Annotated in this window: 17 protein-coding genes; 8 read left to right on the top strand and 9 right to left on the bottom strand. The window is 72.0% G+C overall.

Annotated features, from left to right (window positions below):
- Nucleotides 1-6 precede the first annotated feature (6 nt).
- The 4 genes from ACW9J6_RS20070 to ACW9J6_RS20055 all read left to right on the top strand — a co-directional run bounded on the left by ACW9J6_RS20070 (nt 7) and on the right by ACW9J6_RS20055 (nt 5,864).
- Nucleotides 7-297 carry a hypothetical protein gene (locus tag ACW9J6_RS20070; RefSeq protein ID WP_457118272.1) on the top strand — a complete coding sequence of 97 codons (291 nt, stop codon included), beginning with the start codon at nt 7-9 and terminating at the stop codon, nt 295-297.
- Nucleotides 298-504: 207 nt separating this feature from the next.
- Complete coding sequence (locus tag ACW9J6_RS20065; RefSeq protein WP_457118271.1) at nt 505-2,223, top strand: NAD(P)H-dependent oxidoreductase subunit E; 1,719 nt, start codon at nt 505-507, stop codon at nt 2,221-2,223.
- 31 nt (nt 2,224-2,254) lie between these two features.
- Complete coding sequence (fdhF, locus tag ACW9J6_RS20060; protein WP_457118270.1) at nt 2,255-5,221, top strand: formate dehydrogenase subunit alpha; 2,967 nt, start codon at nt 2,255-2,257, stop codon at nt 5,219-5,221.
- A gap of 400 nt (nt 5,222-5,621) precedes the next feature.
- Nucleotides 5,622-5,864, top strand: a complete 243-nt coding sequence (locus ACW9J6_RS20055) for a hypothetical protein (RefSeq protein ID WP_457118269.1) — start codon at nt 5,622-5,624, stop codon at nt 5,862-5,864.
- Between the two features lie 7 nt (nt 5,865-5,871).
- On the opposite strand, the gene ACW9J6_RS20050 is transcribed toward ACW9J6_RS20055, so the two are convergent.
- A complete protein-coding gene (locus tag ACW9J6_RS20050) occupies nt 5,872-7,155 on the bottom strand; it encodes a DUF3422 family protein (RefSeq protein ID WP_457118288.1) in 1,284 nt (427 codons plus the stop codon).
- 202 nt (nt 7,156-7,357) lie between these two features.
- On the opposite strand from ACW9J6_RS20050, the gene ACW9J6_RS20045 reads away from it, so the two are divergent.
- Nucleotides 7,358-8,497 carry a diguanylate cyclase gene (locus ACW9J6_RS20045; RefSeq protein WP_457118268.1) on the top strand — a complete coding sequence of 380 codons (1,140 nt, stop codon included), beginning with the start codon at nt 7,358-7,360 and terminating at the stop codon, nt 8,495-8,497.
- Between the two features lie 24 nt (nt 8,498-8,521).
- Here the strand turns inward: ACW9J6_RS20045 and ACW9J6_RS20040 are convergent, their stop codons facing one another.
- The 4 genes from ACW9J6_RS20040 to ACW9J6_RS20025 form a co-directional block, all read right to left on the bottom strand.
- Nucleotides 8,522-9,352, bottom strand: coding sequence for a CDP-alcohol phosphatidyltransferase family protein (locus tag ACW9J6_RS20040; RefSeq protein ID WP_457118267.1), 831 nt, complete (start codon nt 9,350-9,352; stop codon nt 8,522-8,524).
- Between the two features lie 11 nt (nt 9,353-9,363).
- A complete protein-coding gene (locus ACW9J6_RS20035) occupies nt 9,364-10,077 on the bottom strand; it encodes a phosphatidylserine decarboxylase (protein WP_457118266.1) in 714 nt (237 codons plus the stop codon).
- A gap of 86 nt (nt 10,078-10,163) precedes the next feature.
- A complete protein-coding gene (locus ACW9J6_RS20030; RefSeq protein WP_457118265.1) occupies nt 10,164-12,212 on the bottom strand; it encodes a hypothetical protein in 2,049 nt (682 codons plus the stop codon).
- Between the two features lie 485 nt (nt 12,213-12,697).
- The gene (locus ACW9J6_RS20025) at nt 12,698-14,641 is read right to left on the bottom strand and encodes an ABCB family ABC transporter ATP-binding protein/permease (RefSeq protein ID WP_457118264.1); all 1,944 of its coding nucleotides are present in this window, start codon (nt 14,639-14,641) and stop codon (nt 12,698-12,700) included.
- Between the two features lie 159 nt (nt 14,642-14,800).
- Between ACW9J6_RS20025 and ACW9J6_RS20020 the strand changes: the two genes are divergently transcribed.
- Nucleotides 14,801-15,079 carry a type II toxin-antitoxin system Phd/YefM family antitoxin gene (locus ACW9J6_RS20020; protein ID WP_457118263.1) on the top strand — a complete coding sequence of 93 codons (279 nt, stop codon included), beginning with the start codon at nt 14,801-14,803 and terminating at the stop codon, nt 15,077-15,079.
- On the top strand, nt 15,076-15,348 hold the full coding sequence (locus ACW9J6_RS20015) for a Txe/YoeB family addiction module toxin (protein ID WP_457118262.1): 273 nt from the start codon (nt 15,076-15,078) through the stop codon (nt 15,346-15,348). Before ACW9J6_RS20020 ends, ACW9J6_RS20015 begins: the two co-directional genes overlap by 4 nt.
- 54 nt (nt 15,349-15,402) lie before the next feature.
- Here ACW9J6_RS20015 and ACW9J6_RS20010 read toward each other — a convergent pair whose 3' ends face one another.
- The 4 genes from ACW9J6_RS20010 to ACW9J6_RS19995 all read right to left on the bottom strand — a co-directional run bounded on the left by ACW9J6_RS20010 (nt 15,403) and on the right by ACW9J6_RS19995 (nt 17,438).
- Nucleotides 15,403-15,912, bottom strand: coding sequence for a ferritin-like domain-containing protein (locus ACW9J6_RS20010; protein WP_457118261.1), 510 nt, complete (start codon nt 15,910-15,912; stop codon nt 15,403-15,405).
- 87 nt (nt 15,913-15,999) lie between these two features.
- Nucleotides 16,000-16,452, bottom strand: coding sequence for a DUF421 domain-containing protein (locus ACW9J6_RS20005; protein WP_457118260.1), 453 nt, complete (start codon nt 16,450-16,452; stop codon nt 16,000-16,002).
- 7 nt (nt 16,453-16,459) lie between these two features.
- Nucleotides 16,460-16,963 (bottom strand): hypothetical protein, encoded by a 504-nt coding sequence (locus ACW9J6_RS20000; RefSeq protein WP_457118259.1) that lies wholly within the window; start codon nt 16,961-16,963, stop codon nt 16,460-16,462.
- Between the two features lie 64 nt (nt 16,964-17,027).
- On the bottom strand, nt 17,028-17,438 hold the full coding sequence (locus tag ACW9J6_RS19995; RefSeq protein WP_457118258.1) for a flagellar biosynthesis repressor FlbT: 411 nt from the start codon (nt 17,436-17,438) through the stop codon (nt 17,028-17,030).
- A 165-nt stretch (nt 17,439-17,603) separates the two neighbouring features.
- On the opposite strand from ACW9J6_RS19995, the gene ACW9J6_RS19990 reads away from it, so the two are divergent.
- A complete protein-coding gene (locus ACW9J6_RS19990; protein WP_457118257.1) occupies nt 17,604-19,466 on the top strand; it encodes a flagellin N-terminal helical domain-containing protein in 1,863 nt (620 codons plus the stop codon).
- Nucleotides 19,467-19,492 lie beyond the last annotated feature (26 nt).

The following is a 19,492-nucleotide window of genomic DNA, read 5'->3' as shown; positions in this document are numbered from 1 at the left end:
GCCGCTATGCCGAGCGAGGACCACGCCGCGACCTGGGCCCGCATCACCGCCGAGGCCTACGCGGCCGAGACGCGCCCGCCGCTCACCGACACGATGCGCGAGGACCTCGCCCGGCGCCTCGCGCCGGCCTGGCCGCGGGGGATCGCGGCCGTGAACGCCGCCCTCGACGCCTACGAGGAGAGCCTCGACGCCATCGCCGGCCCCCGCCTCGCCGCCATCGACCGCGACGGCGGCCGCGTCACGATGGAGCACCGCCCGGAAGCGGGCCGCCCCCTGCGCGCCTTCGGGGGCCAGTGACGCCCCCCGAGGGTCTTGGACCTTGGTGGGGGGCGGCTGCTCCTGACGAAGGCAGTCTGGACCTCTTATGATGAAAACCCGAGCGTCGGTCCGTCGCGTCGGCGCCGGGGCCCCGGCCCTTCCCTCCGCGGGCAGCCGCCCGATCGCGCCGTCCGCCTGCGGCCATGGGAGCCTTGTATCTTGTATGCCAACTGATACCGTGACGCCATGAGTCAGCACGACGTGTCGCGCGTACAGCGCTTCGACCATCCCGGACGCGGCCGCGAGCGGGCGAGGCCGGTGCCGAAGGGGCGTCAGGTCGAACCCCGGGCCAAGGAGGAGATCGCGGCCCTGCTCGGGGAGTCTCCCCGCCGCCGCGACCTGCTGATCGAGCACCTGCACGTGGTGCAGGACACCTACGGGCAGATCGGGGCCGCCCACCTGGCGGCTCTGGCCGACGAGATGGGCCTCGCCTTCGCGGAGGTGTTCGAGACCGCGACCTTCTACGCGCATTTCGACGTGGTGAAGGAGGGCGAGGCGGCGGTGCCGGCGCTCACCGTGCGGGTCTGCGACAGCATCACCTGCGCGATGCACGGGGCCGAGGAGCTGCTCGCCGCGCTGCAGGCGGAGATCGGGCCCGGGGTGCGGGTGGTGCGCGCGCCGTGTGTCGGGCTCTGCGACCACGCGCCCGCGGCCGAGGTCGGGCACAACTTCCTGCACCGGGCCACGGTCGAGACCGTGAGGGCGGCGGTCGCGGCCGGGGACACGCACGCGCATATCCCGGCCTACACGGATTACGACGCCTACCGGGCGGCGGGCGGCTATCGCACCCTGGAGCGGCTGCGCTCGGGCGACCTGTCGGTCGAGGACGTGCTGAAGGTTTTGGACGACGGGTCCCTGCGCGGGCTCGGCGGGGCGGGTTTCCCCACGGGGCGCAAGTGGCGCTCGGTGCGCGGCGAGCCGGGGCCGCGCCTGATGGCGGTGAACGGCGACGAGGGCGAGCCCGGCACCTTCAAGGACCAGCTCTACCTCAACACCGACCCGCACCGCTTCCTCGAAGGCACGCTGATCGGCGCGCACGTGGTGGAGGCCGAGGACGTCTACCTCTACATCCGCGACGAGTACCCGATCGCCCGCGAGATCCTGGCCCGCGAGATCGCCCGGCTCCCCGCGGGCGGCCCGCGGCTGCACCTGCGCCGCGGCGCCGGCGCCTATATCTGCGGCGAGGAATCCTCGCTGATCGAGTCGCTGGAGGGCAAGCGCGGCCTGCCGCGGCACAAGCCGCCCTTCCCGTTCCAGGTCGGCCTGTTCGGCCGCCCGACGCTGATCAACAACGTCGAGACGCTCTACTGGGTGCGCGACCTGATCGAGCGCGGGCCGGATTGGTGGAAGAGCCACGGCCGCAACGGCCGCACCGGTCTGCGCTCCTACTCGGTCTCGGGCCGGGTGAAGGAGCCGGGCGTGAAGCTCGCGCCGGCGGGCGTCACCATCCGCGAGCTGATCGAGGAGTTCTGCGGCGGCATGGCGGAGGGGCATACCTTCGCGGCCTACCTGCCGGGCGGCGCCTCGGGCGGCATCCTGCCGGCCGCGATGGACGACATCCCGCTCGATTTCGGCACGCTCGAGAAGTACGGCTGCTTCATCGGCTCGGCCGCCGTGGTGGTGCTCTCCGACCGGGACGACGTCCGCGGGGCGGCCCTCAACCTGATGCGGTTCTTCGAGGACGAATCCTGCGGCCAGTGCACGCCCTGCCGGGTCGGCACCCAGAAGGCCCGGATGCTGATGGAGAACGGGGTCTGGGACACCGACCTCCTCGGCGAACTCTCGCAATGCATGCGCGACGCCTCCATCTGCGGGCTCGGCCAGGCGGCCTCGAACCCGCTCACCAGCGTGATCAAATACTTCCCGGACCTCTTCCCGACGCCGCGCCCGATGGCGGCCGAGTAGGAAGGGCGGGTTCGGCAGCGAAAGCGTCCCCATGAGCAGCGGCACCCAGGACAGCAACCCGGCCGGCACCGACCCGCTGGCGACCAAGCCCACCGGCGCCCAGGATTCCGCCGGACAGGGCGGTGGGACGCAGGGCGGCGCCTACTCGCAAGGCCCGAAGGCCGGCGGACAGGCCGGCCCGGCCCCGAGCGGTACGCTGGGCCTGCGCGATATGCCGGCCGGCATCCCCGGCGTGGTGTTCGACCTCGACGGTCAGCAGGTCGAGGCGCGGCCGGGCGAGACGCTCTGGGCCGTGGCGCAGCGGCTCGGCACCCACATCCCGCATCTCTGCCACAAGCCCGCCCCGGGCTACCGGCCGGACGGCAATTGCCGCGCCTGCATGGTCGAGATCGAGGGCGAGCGGGTGCTGGCAGCCTCCTGCAAGCGCGTGCCCGCCGTGGGCATGAAGGTGAAGAGCCAGAGCGACCGGGCCGTGCGCGCCCGCGCCATGGTCATGGAACTCCTCGTCGCCGACCAGCCGGAGCGGGAGACCTCCCACGACCCGGACTCGCATTTCTGGTCGCAGGCCGATGTCACCGGCGTCACGGAGAGCCGCTTCCCGGCGGAGGAGCGCTGGGCGACGGACGCCAGCCACCCGGCCATGCGGGTCAATCTCGACGCCTGCATCCAGTGCAATCTCTGCGTCCGGGCCTGCCGCGAGGTCCAGGTCAACGACGTGATCGGCATGGCCTACCGCAACGCCGACGCGAAGGTGGTGTTCGACTTCGACGACCCGATGGGGTCCTCGACCTGCGTCGCCTGCGGGGAATGCGTCCAGGCCTGCCCGACCGGCGCCCTGATGCCCTCCGCCTACCTCAACGACGCGCAGGAGCGGGTCGTCTACCCGGACCGCTCGGTCGATTCGCTCTGCCCCTATTGCGGCGTCGGCTGCCAGGTCTCGTACAAGGTCAAGGACGAGCGCATCGTCTACGCGGAGGGCCGCGACGGGCCGGCGAACCACAACCGGCTCTGCGTCAAGGGCCGCTTCGGCTTCGACTACGTCCACCACCCCCACCGGCTGACGGCGCCGCTGATCCGCCTCGACAGCGTCCCCAAGGACGCCAACGACCAGGTCGACCCGGCCAATCCCTGGACGCATTTCCGCGAAGCAACCTGGGAGGAGGCGCTGGAGCGCGCCACGGGTGGCCTCAAGCGCATCCGCGCCGAGCACGGGCCGCACGCGCTGGCGGGCTTCGGCTCGGCCAAGGGCTCGAACGAGGAAGCCTACCTGTTCCAGAAGCTGGTGCGGCTCGGCTTCGGCTCCAACAACGTCGACCACTGCACCCGGCTCTGCCACGCCTCGTCGGTGGCGGCGCTCATGGAGGGGCTGAACTCGGGCGCGGTCTCGGCGCCGTTCTCGGCGGCGCTCGACGCCGAGGTGATCATCGTGATCGGCGCGAACCCGACCGTGAACCACCCGGTCGCCGCCACCTTCATCAAGAACGCCGTCAAGGAGCGCGGCGCCAAGCTGATCGTGATGGATCCGCGCCGGCAGGTGCTGTCGCGCCACGCCCACCGCCACCTCGCCTTCAAGCCGGGCTCGGACGTGGCGATGCTCAACGCGATGCTCAACGTGATCATCGAGGAGGGCCTCACCGACCAGCAGTACATCGCCGGCTACACGGAGAATTTCGACGCCCTCAAGGAGCGCATCCGCGAGTTCACGCCCGAGGCGATGGCCCCGGTCTGCGGCATCCCGGCCGAGACCCTGCGCGAGGTCGCCCGGCTCTACGCCCGCGCCAAGACCGCGATCATCTTCTGGGGCATGGGCATCAGCCAGCACGTCCACGGCACCGACAATTCCCGCTGCCTGATCGCGCTCGCCCTCGTCACCGGCCAGATCGGCCGGCCCGGCACCGGGCTCCATCCCCTGCGCGGCCAGAACAACGTGCAGGGCGCCTCCGATGCCGGCCTGATCCCGATGGTCTACCCGGACTACCAGTCCGTCGAGAAGGCGGCGGTGCGCGAGCTGTTCGAGAGTTTCTGGGGCCAGTCGCTCGACCCCAAGCAGGGGCTCACCGTCGTCGAGATCATGCGGGCGATCCATGCCGGGCAGATCCGGGGCATGTACGTCGAGGGCGAGAACCCGGCGATGTCGGACCCCGACCTCAACCACGCCCGCGGGGCGCTGGCGATGCTCGACCACCTCGTGGTGCAGGACCTGTTCCTGACCGAGACCGCCTTCCACGCCGACGTGGTGCTGCCGGCCTCGGCCTTCGCCGAGAAGGCCGGGACCTTCACCAACACCGACCGGCGGGTGCAGATCGCCCAGCCGGTGGTGAAGCCGCCGGGCGACGCCCGCCAGGATTGGTGGATCATCCAGGAGATGGCCCGCGGCCTCGGCCTGAACTGGAGCTACGGCGGCCCGGCCGACATCTTCGCCGAGATGGCGCAGGTGATGCCGTCCCTCAAGAACATCACCTGGGAGCGGCTGGAGCGCGAGGGCGCGGTGACCTACCCGGTCGACGCCACCGACGAGCCGGGCCACGAGATCATCTTCTACGCCGGCTTCCCGACCCAGAGCGGGCGCGCCAAGATCGTCCCGGCCGCCGTGGTGCCGCCCGACGAGGTGCCGGACGCGGCCTTCCCGTTGGTGCTCTCGACGGGGCGGGTGCTGGAGCATTGGCACACCGGCTCGATGACCCGGCGCGCCGGGGTGCTCGACGCGATCGAGCCCGAGGCGGTGGCCTTCCTGGCGCCGCGGGAACTCGGCCGGCTCGGCCTCGCGCCGGGCGACCGGATGCGCCTCGAGACGCGCCGAGGCGCCGTGGAGGTGAAGGTCCGCTCCGACCGCGACGTGCCGGACGGGATGGTGTTCATGCCCTTCTGCTACGCGGAGGCCGCCGCGAACCTCCTCACCAACCCGGCCCTCGACCCGATGGGCAAGATCCCGGAGTTCAAGTTCTGCGCCGCCCGGGTGGCACCCGTCGCGGCGGCGACGCCGGTGGCGGCGGAGTAGCGCGCCCCGAACCCTCCCCCCTCTGCGGGGGAGGGTGCCCCACGGAGTGGGGCGGGAGAGGGGAACCACGTTTCCGGATCGATCGCGACGGTGGTGCAGCGAGCCTCCTGGAAGAGCGCCGCGCTGCCCCTCTCCCGGCTCACTGCGTTCGCCACCCTCCCCCGCAGAGGGGGGAGGGTTTTCCCCCTCAGCCCCCTGCCCACCGCGCGGGCACCCTCCGCGGTTTTCCTGAGCCGACGCAGCACCCCGCACCATCGGGTGCCTTGGCGCCGCGCGCCCGGCGCCCATGTCCTCATGGACGTCACCAGAAGTTGCGGTCGCGCTTGGCACGGGCCGTGCCGGTGACAATCGGCCGATCGGCCTCCCGCCGGGCGGTACCGAACGGAAGGGGTCGCCCTCCATGAAGATTGCGCTCGTCGTCGCCCTCTCGCTCATTCAGCCGGCCCATTCCTGGTACCCCTACGAGTGCTGCTCCGATCAGGATTGCGAGCCGGTGAGCGACGCGGTCGAGGTCCCGGGCGGCTTCAAGACCCACGGCATCTTCGTGCCCATGGCCAAGGTTCGCCCGAGCAAGGACGGCAACTTCCACTGGTGCCACCGGGGCGACTACATCTTCTGCTTCTTCGCGCCGCTCGCCGGCTGACCGGCGCTCAGTGCCCGCCGGGCTCGGCGTGGCGGCGGCGGATGCGCGCCACCGTCCAGGCGATGGCGAGCACGATGAGCGGGACCGCGAGCGCGGTGCCGAGGGTCGCGTCGACCGGCAGCCCCGCCGCGTGGGCGCCCTCTAGCACGTGGTGCACGAGGCTCGCCACGTAGTAGCTGATCGCGGCGACCGACAGGCCCTCCACCGTCTGCTGGAGGCGCAGCTGCAGCCGGACCCGGTCGTTCATCGACTGGAGCTGGGCGTGGTTCTGCTTCTCCAGCTCCACGTCGACGCGGGTGCGCAGCATCTGGGCGGCGCGCGAGAGCTTCTCGGAGAGCGTGTCCTGCCGCTCGCCGATGGCCGCGCAGGTGCGCATGGCCGGGTTGAAGCGCCGGGCGAGGAAGATCGACCAGCTGGTCTGGCCCGGGATCGGCTGCTCGCGCAGCGCCTCGAGACGCAGGCGGATCAACTCGTCGTAGGCGCGGGTGGCGCCGAACCGGAACAGGGAGCGGGCCGCCCCAGCCTCCAGTTCCGCCGAGAGCGCGATCAGCCGGTCGAGGAGCCCATGATTGGCCTCGAAGCCCTCGCTCGCCCGCATCTCCTCCATGAGCACCGGCAGGGCGGTCTCGATGCGGCGGATCGCCGGCCCGAGGGCCTGCGCCTCGGGCAGGCCGAGGAGCGCGAGGGTGCGGTAGGTCTCGACCTCCAGCACCCGCTGGACGAGGGCGCCGGCGGCGATCCGGGTCAGGCCGCGATCCGCCACCAGGACGCGCACGTAGCCGTGCGGGTCGGGCTGGAAATCCGTGGCGATGACGGCGCCGCCGCCCTCGGCCTGCGCCACGGCGAGCGAGGCGGGCGAGAAGGCCGCGGCGATCTCCGGCGGCACTTCGCCGTCGCCCGCCGCCAGGAGGTGCAGGTCGACGGCGACCAGGAGGTCGCCCGGCTGGGGCAGCCCGTCCATGGCGCCCGCCAGCGCGTCGGGCTGCGGCTGGAAGGCGAGGCCCTGCCCGTCCGCGTATTCCCAGGTGTAGGTGGTGAACTCGCTGTGGCTCTCCCAGCGCAGGATCGCGCCGGAGAACACCGCCCGGTGCTGCTTGGCGCCCGGGGCCGGGCCGGGCAGGCCCAGCGAGGCGCAGTAGGCGTCGAGGGCGGCCCGGTCGGCGGCGGCGGCCTCGCCGTCGGTCAGGAAGGCGTAGTGCAGGAAGCGGCGCGGCGTCTTGACCGGCGTGAAGGGCCGGGCGTGGACCTCCGCCAGCACCCGCGCCCGCAGGACGTGTTCCTTCAGCCGCATGCGCAGCCCCGTGGCGCCGCGCATCGGCGCTCAAGGTGACGCTTGGCCCAAGGCATGGGGAGCGTCAACGCGATTCTCCGCGGATCTCCGCAGTCTTCCGTAGGGGAATGTGGTAGGCGCCGAATCGCGGCTCCCTCCCAGGACAGGTTTCTCCGGTCCCGGGGGGCGGACGCGCGGCACCGGATGGGAACCGCCCCCTCGCGTGACACGGACGACCATGGCCCTGGACATCCCCACGCTGCACTTCGCCAGCGCCAGCACGCGCGGCGCCTACGTGATCGTCTTCCTGATCTGGGGGTTGCGGCAGCGCGCCGAGCCGTACCTCCTGCACTGGTGCGCGAGCATCGCGGCCTCCGTGGCGGGGTTCGGCGTCACCATCTGGGAGCGACGCCATGGCGTCCCCTTGTCCGGCCTGCTCGCCTACCTGCTGTACGGGACCAGCGTCGCCCTGTGCTGGAGCGGCCTGCGGCTGTTCAACGACCGGCCGCTCGACCGGCGCCTGATGGTCGCGTGCGGTCTGCTGCCGCTCGTCGGCAACGCGGCGGGGCTGGCCGTGAGCGCGGCGGCCGGGCTCATCGGCGCCCTCGCGGGCCTGACGGTTCAGGTGGGCGTCGCCCTGGCCGAACTCCTGCGGGCCGGCGAGTTCGATCGCCTGTGGTCGCGCTTCGTCTCGGCCTGCGGCCTCTCGCTCTACCTCGCGATGCTCCTCGCCTCGATCCTGCTGATCGGCCTCGACCCCGCCGCGCTCCGCGACAACCACAGCGCCCACCTGGCCCTGTTCCTCGACCAATCCTGCAGCGTGCTGGTCTATCTCGGCTTCCTCGCGATGGCGGGCGAGCGCGCGGGGTTGCGGCTCCGGCGCCTCGCGGCGAGCGACCCGCTGACCGGCCTCCTCAACCGGCGCGGCGTGGCGCAGAACGCGGCGCGGCCGGGCGCCGTCCTCCTGGCGGATATCGACCACTTCAAGGCCATCAATGACGGCCACGGCCACGAGGCGGGTGACGCGGTCCTGGTGGAGTTCGCCCGGCGCCTGCGCCGCCTCCTCGCCGACGGGGACGTGGCCGCGCGCTGGGGCGGCGAGGAGTTCCTCGCGGTCCTGCGCGGGCCGCAGGCGGCCGCGGCGGACCTCGCCGAGCGGATCCGGGCCGCGATCGAGGGCCAGGCCTTCCGGATCGGCACGACGCAGATCCGCGTCACCGTCAGCATCGGCGTCGCGGCCCTGCGGGACGGCGAGCCCAACCTCGCCCCGGCGATCCGGCGGGCGGACGGGGCGCTCTACCGTGCCAAGCAGGAGGGCCGCAACCGCGTGCGGGCCGCCCCGCCCGGTTCGGCCGCCGGCTGAGTCTCCCCGCCCGCCGGCCGGCGCTCAGCGCGCGAGCGGATCCTGCGCGCTCTCCGGCGCGGCCTCGGCCTTGAGGCGGCGGCGGTACTGGTTGGCGCCGATCGGGATCGCCGCGAGATACGCGAGGCTGATCACCGCCAGCGTCTCGAACGGGAAGCTGATGAGCAGTCCGAACCCCGCCACCGTGACGACGAAGATCGGCAGCACGTATTCGCGCGGCACCCGCTTGCCGATGGTCTTGCCCGAATAGGTCGGCACCGTCGAGATCACCAGGATCGCCAGGACCAGCACGTAGACGAGGCAGGCGGGCGCGAGCCGCGGCCCGAAATCGAGGCCGAGGAAGTGGAGGTAGAGGGGCAGCAGCGCGGTCAGCGCCCCGGCCGGGGCCGGCATGCCGACGAAGTAGTCCTTCCGCCATTCCGGGCGGCCGGGATCGTCCAGCATCACGTTGAAGCGGGCGAGCCGCAGCGCCATGGCGATGGCGAAGATCAGCGCCACGATCCAGCCCAGCGACTTCAGGTGGTGGAGGGTGAAGCCGTAGAGGATGAGCGCCGGCGCGCAGCCGAAATTCACGAAATCGGCGAGGGAATCGAGCTCCGCCCCGAAGCGCGAGGTGCCCTTGAGGAGCCGCGCCACGCGCCCGTCGATGCCGTCGAGGACGGCCGCGACCACGATGGCGATCACCGCGAACTCGAAGCGCCCTTCGAAGGCGAGCCGCACCGCGGTCAGGCCGAGGCACACCGCCATCAGGGTGATCATGTTGGGAATGATCATCCGGAGCGGAATCGGCTTGAAGCGCCGCGGCCGGGGCTCGTTGGTGTCGGGCGCGAAGGGCGGGAAGAGATGGTCGTCCATGCGGACTCCCCTCAGGTGCGGCGGAACTGGCGGACGGCCCCGGCGGGGCGCAGGTCGGCGAGCACGGTCTCGCCGGCCACCGCCTTCTGGCCGAGGCCGACCAGCACCCGCGAGCCCGCCGGCAGGTAGACGTCGACCCGCGAGCCGAAGCGGATCAGCCCGAAGCGGTCCCCGACCTGCAGCGTGTCGCCGGGCTTAATCCAGTCGACGATGCGCCGCGCCACCAGCCCGGCGATCTGCACGACGCCGATGCGGATCGCGCCGGGTCCGGTCCCGGTCTCGATCACCAGCCCGTTGCGCTCGTTGTCCTCGCTCGCCTTGTCGAGCTCGGCGTTGAGGAACAGGCCCGGCGTGTAGTGGATCTGGTCGATCCGCCCCGAGACCGGCACCCGGTTCACGTGGCAGTCGAACACGTTCATGAAGACCGAGATCCGCAGCATCGGCTCGGAGGGCAGGTCGAGTTCGGAGGGCGGCACCACGGTGGTGATGAGGTTGACCCGCCCGTCCGCGGGCGAGACCACCAGCCCCTCCTCCAGCGGCACCACCCGCTCGGGATCGCGGAAGAAGTAGCAGACCCAGAGCGTGAGCAGGAAGAAGATCCAGCCCAGAGCCTGCACGAAGGAACCGGCCAGCACCGTCAGCACGATGCCGATCGCGATGAAGAGGTAGCCCTCCTTGTGGATCGGCACGAGGACGCGGCGGATCGTCTCGATGAGGTCGGTCATCTGCCTCAGGGCACTCCGGGCTGCAGGGTCGCGTCCGCGGATGGCAGGCCGGCGCCCTCCCGTCAATCGCCCGTCGCGCCGCCCGGTCACTCCCGCCAGCGGTCGAGGAGGGCCTCCGTGAGGGGCGCCCGCCCGTCGGTCCAGGGCCGGCGACCGTCGGCGGGCAGGCGCCGCCACGCGGCGCCGCGCGGGGGCGTCCCGAGATGGGCGGGGTCGCGGGCCAGCGCCAGGAGCGTCCCGCCCGTCCCCTCCCCGTCCGCCCGGAAGCGCCACGCGGGCAGGCCGATCTCGGCCCCGGCCCGGGCCAGAGCGCGGGCGGGGTCGAGATGACGATGGGCGACCCGGACCAGCATCACGCCCGTCCGGTCGAGCTTCGAGACGGCGAGGCGCAGGGCCTCCACGGTGAGGAGATGGGCCGGGACGGCGCCCGCATCGTCGATCACGATCAGCCCGAGATCCGCGGGCTCGTCGGCGAGCCGCCGCCGGGGATCGCCGAGGAGGAGCGGCAGGGTCGGCCCGCACCGCGTCAGGAAGCCGAAGCGCGCCGGGTCGCGGGCGATGCGGCCCGCCGCCGGGTCGACCTCCAGGAAGGTCCAGGCCTCGCGGGGCTCGGCCTCGCAGGCGAGGCTGCCGGTCCCGATCCCGATCACCGCCACGTCGCCGAGGTCGCCGCCGCGGGCCGCGCGGATGGCCCGGATCGCGGCCGGCAGCGGCGCGTCCGGGGCGTCGGCGAGGAGCCCGTCCGGGTGCTCGGCGGCGAGCCGCCCGTCGAGCCGCATCGCGCCCCGCAGGGTGGTGTCCCGGAACAGCAGGCGCGCCCGGCCGTCGGGGCTCGTGGCGACGCGGTACCGGCCGAAGAACGAGGGCAGGCTCTCGCCCGGGAGACCGGCGAGGAGCGGCGCGAAGGTCACGAGCAGGCCCAGGACCAGGGCGGCCTCCACGAGGCGCCGTCGTCCGCCGGCCCGGAGACCCGGCCGGGCGAGGAGGGCCGCGCCGAGGAGGAGCGGGAGCCCGCTCCCGTCCGGCACCGGGGCGAGGACGAGGAGGCCGCCCGCGACGCTGCCGAGGACGCCGCCCAGCGCGAGGCAGGCGTGGTACTGCGCGAGATCGGCCGCCACCGGGCGCGCGCCGTAGAGGACCGCGTGGCACAGGACGGCGTTCACCGGGAACAGCGCCAGGACGAGACCGAGGACCTCGGCGCGCCCCGGATCGATCGCGAGACCGAGGAGCGCCGCCACCGTGCCGAGGAGCTGGAGCGGGGCGAGCCATCGCAGGGCGCGCGCCGACCCGTCCCGGAAGGCGGCGCCGAAGCTCAGGACGTAGAGCGCCAACGGGAGCGCGTAGGCGAGCGGCGCGGCCGCGACCGCGGCGGCGAGGACGCCCGAGACGGCGACCAGGAGCGCGGCCGGGACCGCCGCGAGGGCGATCCAGCCCGCCCGCAGGCCGGCCGTCACGGGCGCGGCGCGCGGTGCGGCCGGACCGGGCGGCGGCGGGGCGGCGCCCGGCCAGCCGGCGAGGGCGAGCGGAGCGGCCAGCAGGCCGAAGCCGATGGTCCAGGCGAGGGAGGCGGCGGGAACGGACAGGAAGGGTTCGACCAACAGCGGATCGGCGAGGAGCGCCGCGACGGCCCCGCCCTGCCACGCCGTCGACAGGCGCGGCAGGTCCCGGATCCGGTCCGGCACCGCGCGGGCGAAGCCCATCTGGAGGAGCGGCCCCTGCAGCGCCAGGACGACGGCCGGCAATCCTGCCGCCGCGGCGAACAGGGCCAACGCCCAGGGCGCTTCGGCGCCGGCCGGCGGACGCTGCGCGAAGGCCGTCGGCAGGTGGGGCGGCAGGAGCGGGACCGACGCGGCCATGAGGGCGAGGCGCAGCCCGAGCGCCTGGCCCGCCGTGAGGACGCGGGCGATGGCCTGCGCGCCGAGGAATCCGGCGCAGAGGACCGCCTGCAGGAACACCAGGGCCACCGACCAGGTCGCGGGCGCGTCGCCGAGCCGAGGCAGCGCGATGCGCGCGACGAGCGGCGGCAGGGAGAAGAGCAGGAAGCCCGAGAGGGCGAGGGCGACCCGCGCGGCGGCGAAGCGCCCGCTCACGGACAGGAGGATGCGCGCGGCGAGCGGGGACGGGGCGGAGGGCACGGTGCAGGTCCCGGCGACGATCCGCCCGAGCGTGCCGGAGGTTCCTTAAGGAGAGGTGGCGGGGCGGCGCTCCCCTCGGCGGACTTGCATCGTCACCCTTCGCCGAAGGAGGCGCGGGTTTCGCCTCTCCCCGCACGCGGCTTGCGGATTCACATTTCGGGTCGTGCGCATGCCATCTCCCCGCGTGCGGGGAGAGGGTCGAGCCCCCCTTGTGGGGGGTGAGACGAGGCGGCAGCCGAAGGTGAGGGGGCAGTTCCGGAGGAGCCACATCCTGAGCCGCCCCCTCACCCTCGCCCTTCGGGCTCGCTGCGGACCCGACAAGGGGTCCGCAGCCCTCTCTCCGCACGCGGGGAGAGGAGAAACCCGCGCCTCATCCGGCGAAGTGTGAATGGGTAAGCCGCACGCGGGGAGAGGGCATGCGCACGAACCGAAGTGTGACTCCGCGAGCCCGCAGAGGGCGGAGGCCCCCGGCGAAGTGCGGCGGCTCACACCACCGAGGCCGGCTCCGGGGCCTTGGCGGGCGGCGGCGGGATCTCGCCCGGCTCGAGATGCTCGCGCAGGCTCTCGCCCTCCTCCCCTTCCGCCCGCTTCAGGGCCTCGCGCGCCGCGTCCGCCTGGCGCTGGCGGTTCCACATCGCCGCGTAGACGCCGCCGCGGGCGAGGAGCGACGGGTGGTCGCCGCGCTCCACGATCACCCCCTTGTCGAGGACGATGATCTCGTCCGCGCCCACCACCGTCGAGAGCCGGTGGGCGATCACCAGCGTCGTGCGGCCCCGGCTGACCCGGTCGAGGGCGTCCTGGATCTCGCGCTCGGTGAAGGAATCGAGGGCCGAGGTCGCCTCGTCGAGGACCAGGATCGGCGGGCCCTTGAGGATGGTGCGGGCGATCGCCACGCGCTGCTTCTCGCCCCCCGACAGCTTCAGGCCGCGCTCGCCCACCGGCGTCTCGTAGCCCTCGGGCAGGGCCGCGATGAAGCGGTCGATCTGGGCGAGCCTCGCGGCCTCGCGGACCTCCTCCTCGGTCGCCTCCCAGCGCCCGTAGCGGATGTTGTAGCCGATCGTGTCGTTGAACAGGACGGTGTCCTGCGGGACCATGCCGATCGCGGCGCGAAGCGAGTCCTGCCGCACCGCCGCGATGTCCTGCCCGTCGATCAGGATGCGGCCGCCCTGCGGCTCGTAGAAGCGGAACAGCAGGCGCGAGATCGTCGATTTGCCGGCCCCCGAGGGGCCGACCACCGCCACCGTGCGCCCGGCCGGCACCTCGAAGCTCACGCCCCGCAGGATCGCCCGGTCCGGGTTGTAGGAGAAGCGCACGTCCTCGAAGCGCACCACGCCGGCCGAGACCGCCAGCGGCGGCGCGCCCGGCCGGTCCGCGATCTCCGGGTTGCGGTGCAGGATGCGGAACATGTCGTCGATGTCGATCAGCGCCTGCTTGATCTCCCGGTAGATCATGCCCATGAAGTTCAAGGGCATCGAGAGCTGCACCAGCATCGCGTTGACGAGCACGAAGCCGCCGATCGTCGCCCGCCCCGCCATGATGTCGCGCGCGGACATCCACATCACCACCGTCATGCCGGCCGTGAAGATCACCGCCTGCCCGGCGTTGAGCACCGCCAGCGAGACGTAGGTCTGGGTCGAGGAGGTCTCGTACTTCGCCATCGAGACGTCGTAGCGGGCGGTCTCGCGCGCCTCCGCACCGAAGTACTTCACCGTCTCGTAGTTGAGGAGCGAGTCGACCGCCTTGGTGGTGGCGTCGGTGTCGGACTCGTTCATCCGCTTGCGGATGGCGATCCGCCACTCCGTCGCCTTGTAGGTGAAGCCCAGATAGGCCGCGACCATCGCCAGCACGACCAGCGAGTAGCGCAGGTCGAACTCCCAGGCGAGCACGCCCAGCACCAGCAGGAACTCGACGATGGTGGGCACCAGGGTCAGCACCATCAGGCGCGACAGTTCCTCGATGCCGTTGCGGCCGCGCTCCAGCACGCGGGTGAGGCCGCCGGTCTTGCGCTCCAGGTGGAAGCGCAGGGACAGGCGGTGCATGTGCGCGAAGGTCTGGAGGGCGAGGCGGCGCACGGCGTGCATCGCCACCTTGGCGAAGAGCCCGTCGCGGACCTGCGTCAGCAGCGCCATGGCGGCCCGGGACAGGCCGTAGGCCCCGATGAGCAGCATCGGCGCCGCCCAGAGGCCCGTGGGCACCGGGCCGTCCCGGCCGCCGGCCGCCGCCACGAGGGCGTCCGTCGCCCACTTGAAGGCGAAGGGGGTCACCATCGTCACGCCCTTGGCGACGAGCAGCAGGAGGAAGGCCGCGAAGACGCGCCGCTGCAGGTCGGGGCGGCCGTGGGGCCAGAGATGGGGCCAGAGGCGGCGGTAGGTCTCGACGAGGCCGGGCCGCTCCGCGGGATCGCCCGGCGGAGGAGGAGTTTGCGTCACGATCGGGTTCCGGGAGGAAATCGTTCCGCATATAGGCCCGATCCGGCGAGGGTGCACCCGCGCCGCGGGCGGGGGTGCAGCGCGCCGGGCGGTCGGGATCGCCTGCGCCGCGCCGTGCCGCCCCAGATGGACACATCTGCGGACAGGCAGGGATCAGCCATGGCCCAGGTGAGCTTCACGGAGCTGCGCCAGAACCTCGCGCGCCACTTCGATCGGGTCGAGCAGGATCGCGAGCACTTGGTGGTCACGCGCCAGGGGCATCCCGAGATGGCGATCCTGCCGGTCGCGGAGCTGGAGGACTTGATCGAGACGATGCATCTCCTCGGCACGCCCGCCAATGCGCGGCGCCTGATGCGGTCGATCGCGCAACTCGAGGCCGGGCGCGGCGCCGAGCGCGACCTGATCGAGCCTCAGGGGCACGAGGCCGGCGGGACGTGAGGCCCTGCTTCTCGGCCGAGGCCTGGGCCGACGACTTGCGCTGGCAGGAGGCGGCGGACGGGACGCTGGAGCGCGTCAACGCGCTGATCAAGGAGACGATGCGCACGCCCTTCAAGGGGATCGGCAAGCCGGAACCGCTGAAGGGCAATCTCGCGGGCTGGTGGTCGCGCCGCATCACGGGGACCTACCGCCTCGTCAACCGGGTGACCGGATCCGGTGCGGCGCCGACGCTGGAGATCGCCCAGTGCCGCTGGCACGACGAGGACTGATGTCTGCGGTGGCCGGACCACCCTCCCCCGCAGAGGGGGAGGGTTCGCGCGCGCCTACCGGTCCGCCTTCGCGCCCGCCGTGGTGAGTTCCAGGTAGCGCTGCGTCGTGGGCTTCACGAGATCGGCGACGATCTGGGCCATCGCCAGCTCCTCCTTGAGGGATTGCTGGAATCCCGTCAGGTGCGCGGTCTGGCCGGCCGCCTCCGCGATGGTGATGAGGGAATCGTAGGCCGCCGCCTCGTAATTCTCGAAGGCGCGGTTGGCGAAGGCGTTCTTCAGGATCTCATCCTGGGCCGGAGTATGTGCGAGGGCCGCGAGGTTGCCCATCAGGCCTAGCACGCCCTCCTTGAGCGCCGAGGGGGTCTCGCCGAAGGCACCGAGCGCCGCCTCGAGCCGGTCGCGCTGGCCGTGCGTCTCGGTGATGTGGCGGCGCAGGGCCGCGTCCATCTCGGGATAGCGCTCCAGGCGCTCCACCTGCCGCTCCATGATCTGCAGAGCCTGCAGTTCCAGGGCGTGGGTGTTCTTGAGCGCCGTCACGTAGAGCGCGCGGAGATCCTCGGCCATCCGGTCATCCTCCTCAGGCGGGGGTGAAGTCGGTGGCCCAACGCGCGGCCTCCCGGCCGGTTCTGATACCTATACTGAGACAAAGTATCATGGCGTATCTGGACGCCGGGATACGACCGTGATGCCGCCCGTGTGCTCGACGATGGCGGACTGGACGTCGTCGAAGGAGCGGATGCCGTTCTGGCGCATCTCGGCGCGCACGTCGCGCTCGTCGACCCGCAGGCGGCGCATCTGCTTGCGGTCCCAGACGCCGTCCGCGTAGACGACCACCGGCGTGCCCTCCGCCACCATGCCGAGGGCCGGCCAGATGAGCTTGAGGCGGGAGACCGCGAGGTGGAGGCCGGCGACGGTCGCCATCGCGAGCAGCGCGGCGGTGATCGACCGGTCCTGGCCGAGGACCGGCTGCACCGCCATCCCGCCGAACAGGAACACCACCGCCATGTCGAGGGGCGTGGCCGAGCGCATGATGCGCCGGGTCGTGACGCGCAGCAGGATGAGGACGACCCCGTACATCAGGGCGGCGGTGAGGACGATGGTCATCGGGGCCTCACGGGTAGATCAGCAGGAAGAAATCCGCCCTGCGGCCGAGCGCCGTGACGCTGGCGGCCACCGGGCCGGGGTCCCGGGGCGAGAGCGTGAACAGGATCTGGCCGGCATGTTCCGGCCCGAGCCGGAAGCGGTAGGTCACGCCCGAGGGCGTGGCGTCGACCGCCTCCGCGCGGGGCTGCGTGGCGTCGATCGAGATCTTGCGCAGGAGATCGGCCCCGACCGTCACCGCGAGGGCGTCGTCGCGGACCGGCGCCCAGATGTCGACAACGAGCCGGCTCGGCGCCCCGACCCGCAGGAAGCGGTCGTAGCGCAGCACCAGGGGCGTGCCCGCCAGCGGCTGCTCGGCCCGGGCGAGCCAGCCGTCGCCGAACAGCCCGAGGAGCCCCGCCACCACGACGAGGCCGACCAGCGCCTCGACGCCGATCTGGACCCTGTTCCAGGCGCTCTCGAAGCCGCGATTCGTCTGCAGGTCCGTCGCGGTCGCGTTCGACCCTTCCATCATGACGCGTCGCTGCTCCCGCGCGGCCCGGGCCGCGTGGAGCCAAGTCCGGCGGGAGGCGGAGGTTTCAGGGCTGCGCGGTCGCGGCCGGCTGCTCGGCCGCCTGCAGCAGGCCGCGCTCGTGAGCGACGAGCTCCCGCCCCCATTTCAGGGCGTGGTGGTAGCGCTTGGCCGCGATCTCGTCCTGGATGGCAAGCAGGAAGGGCACCGCCGTCGGCATCATCTGCAGGATCTCGGTCGATTGCCGGACCAGCAGGTCCTCCACGGCGGGCGGCTTGTCCTCCAGGTAGATCACCTGGAGGGTGACGCAGAGGCGCTTGGCCGGCGTGTCGGCCTCCTTCTCGCGGATGATCTCGCTCTCGCGCAGGAAGCGGGCCTGGGTCTCGATCAGGAGGTCCGTGGCGCGATCGCCGTTGCGGATCGCCGCGCCGTTGATGATCAGGCGCTCGTGCGGCTTGAGGGTGATGCGAAGCGGCATGGGCGCACCTTTCACGATGGATCGCCATTCTCATGGTTAATCGTTAACGATCTTGAAAGGGGGCCTGGGATCGCGCGATCGCATTAAGGGCTCGGCAAGGTCGGGAACGGCCAGATTGGGGCGCCGTCAAAATGACGGTTCATACGATCGAAAAGGATCGGCCCCATGTCGTCCATCACGCTGTCCGCCGCGACGCGGCAGAACCTGCTGTCGCTCCAGAACACCGCCGACCTGCTCGCCACCACGCAGAACCGCCTGGCCACCGGCAAGAAGGTCAACACCGCCCTCGACAACCCGACGAACTTCTTCACGGCCGACGCCCTGTCGTCGCGCTCCTCGGCCCTGTCCTCGCTGCTCGACAACGTCTCGAACAGCATCCAGACGATTCAGGCCGCCAACACCGGCATCACCAAACTGCAGGGCCTGACCTCCCAGCTCACCTCGGTGGCCCAGCAGGCGCTCGCCTCCGCCAACGCCTTCACGGCCAAGGCCAGCGTCGCCTCGACCGCCCTCACCGGCGCGACCGTCTCCAACCTGCTCTCGGTCGGCGCGACCAAGGCGGTCGCCGACAATCAGATCGGCGTCACGACCGGCAACGCGGCCCAGACCACGGTCGGCGCGGTGGACATCAGCGACACCTCGCACATCGACACCGCCCTGTTCGGCTCCAGCAATTCGGCGACCGTGACGATCGACGACGTCAAGGTCACCCTGAACAAGGGCGTCGACGACGCCAGTCAGACGGCGCTGCTCAGCTCGATCAACGCGCAGCTCAAGGCGGCCGGCTCGGCCGTGACCGTCAAGGCGAACGGCACCGGTATCGAGGCGGACGGCACCACCGACGGCGGCGCCTTCACGATCGGCACCGACACGACCACGCAGGCCCTGTTCGGCGCCACCCCGACCACCACGGCGGGCGTCTTCGTCCCCACCTCGACCTCGCTCGCCACCGGCCTGGGCTTCCACGTCGGCGACAACTTCGTCGTCAACGGCCAGTCCGTGACGGTCTCGCGCAAAGACACCCTGGTCTCGCTCGCCCAGAAGGTCAGCACCGCCACCGGCGGCACGGTCAGCGCCAGCTACGACGCCAGCGCCCAGAAGTTCAGCTTCACGGCGGCCGACCCGGCCACCGCGATCACGCTCGGCAACGGCGGCACCGCCACCTCGCTGGTGAGCAAGCTCGGCTTCTCCACCACCAGCTTCGGAGCGGGCCAGGGCTCGACGACGGGCACGACCTTCACCAAGAGCGCCCTCGACAACAAGACGATCTCGGTCCAGGTCGGCTCCGGCTCGGCCCTGTCGCTGACCTTCGGCACCGCCGCGGGTCAGATCTCCAGCCTCAGCGACCTCAACGCCGCGCTGGCGCCGGCCAACGCGCAGGCCTCGCTCGACGCCACCACCGGCCAGCTCAAGATCACCACCAGCAACGAGGCCGGCGCCGAGAACCTCACGGTCCTCGCGACCGGCACCGGCAACCCGTTCACCACCGTCACCTCCTCGGCGACGATCGGCGGCGACGGGCTCACGGCCCGCAACGGGCTGGTCACCACCTACAACAACCTGCTCTCGCAGATCGACCAGCTCGCAGCGGATTCCGGCTATAACGGCGTCAACCTGCTCGCTGGCGATACGCTGAAGATCAACTTCAACGAGAAGAACACGTCCTCGCTCTCGGTGACGGGCTCGACCGTCACCGCGGCGAACCTCGGCCTCTCGGCGATCGGCCAGACCGACTTCCAGGAGAGCAACGCGATCAACAAGGTGATCGCCACGATCAGCACCGCCACCAGCACCCTGAAGAACCAGGCCTCGTCGCTCGGCGCCAACCTCGCGGTGGTGCAGAACCGGCAGGACTTCACCAAGCAGCTGGTCAACGTGCTGGACACGGGCGCGGCCAACCTGACGAACGCCGACCTCAACGAGGAAGCGGCGAACTCGCAGGCGCTGAACACCCGCAACTCGCTCGGCATCTCGGCGCTGTCGCTGGCCAACACGGCCCAGCAGAGCGTGCTGCAGCTCCTGCGCTGATCCGCACGCCGGGTCCGAGACTCGCA

It is taken from the genome of Methylobacterium sp. JK268 (assembly GCF_054052225.1).
Note: the sequence above shows the minus strand (reverse complement) of the source record. Positions and strands in the feature narration are given on the sequence as shown.

Bases quoted from the DNA above. Each gene is read 5' to 3' on its own strand.
- ACW9J6_RS20020 (WP_457118263.1), top strand. From the start codon at position 14,801: ATGGCCCAGGTGAGCTTCACGGAGCTGCGCCAGAACCTCGCGCGCCAC.
- fdhF (WP_457118270.1), top strand. From the start codon at position 2,255: ATGAGCAGCGGCACCCAGGACAGCAACCCGGCCGGCACCGACCCGCTG.
- ACW9J6_RS19995 (WP_457118258.1), bottom strand. From the start codon at position 17,438: ATGCCGCTTCGCATCACCCTCAAGCCGCACGAGCGCCTGATCATCAAC.
- ACW9J6_RS20065 (WP_457118271.1), top strand. From the start codon at position 505: ATGAGTCAGCACGACGTGTCGCGCGTACAGCGCTTCGACCATCCCGGA.
- ACW9J6_RS20005 (WP_457118260.1), bottom strand. From the start codon at position 16,452: ATGACCATCGTCCTCACCGCCGCCCTGATGTACGGGGTCGTCCTCATC.
- ACW9J6_RS20050 (WP_457118288.1), bottom strand. From the start codon at position 7,155: ATGCGGCTGAAGGAACACGTCCTGCGGGCGCGGGTGCTGGCGGAGGTC.
- ACW9J6_RS20055 (WP_457118269.1), top strand. From the start codon at position 5,622: ATGAAGATTGCGCTCGTCGTCGCCCTCTCGCTCATTCAGCCGGCCCAT.
- ACW9J6_RS20070 (WP_457118272.1), top strand. From the start codon at position 7: ATGCCGAGCGAGGACCACGCCGCGACCTGGGCCCGCATCACCGCCGAG.
- ACW9J6_RS20000 (WP_457118259.1), bottom strand. From the start codon at position 16,963: ATGATGGAAGGGTCGAACGCGACCGCGACGGACCTGCAGACGAATCGC.
- ACW9J6_RS20040 (WP_457118267.1), bottom strand. From the start codon at position 9,352: ATGGACGACCATCTCTTCCCGCCCTTCGCGCCCGACACCAACGAGCCC.
- ACW9J6_RS20010 (WP_457118261.1), bottom strand. From the start codon at position 15,912: ATGGCCGAGGATCTCCGCGCGCTCTACGTGACGGCGCTCAAGAACACC.
- ACW9J6_RS20035 (WP_457118266.1), bottom strand. From the start codon at position 10,077: ATGACCGACCTCATCGAGACGATCCGCCGCGTCCTCGTGCCGATCCAC.
- ACW9J6_RS19990 (WP_457118257.1), top strand. From the start codon at position 17,604: ATGTCGTCCATCACGCTGTCCGCCGCGACGCGGCAGAACCTGCTGTCG.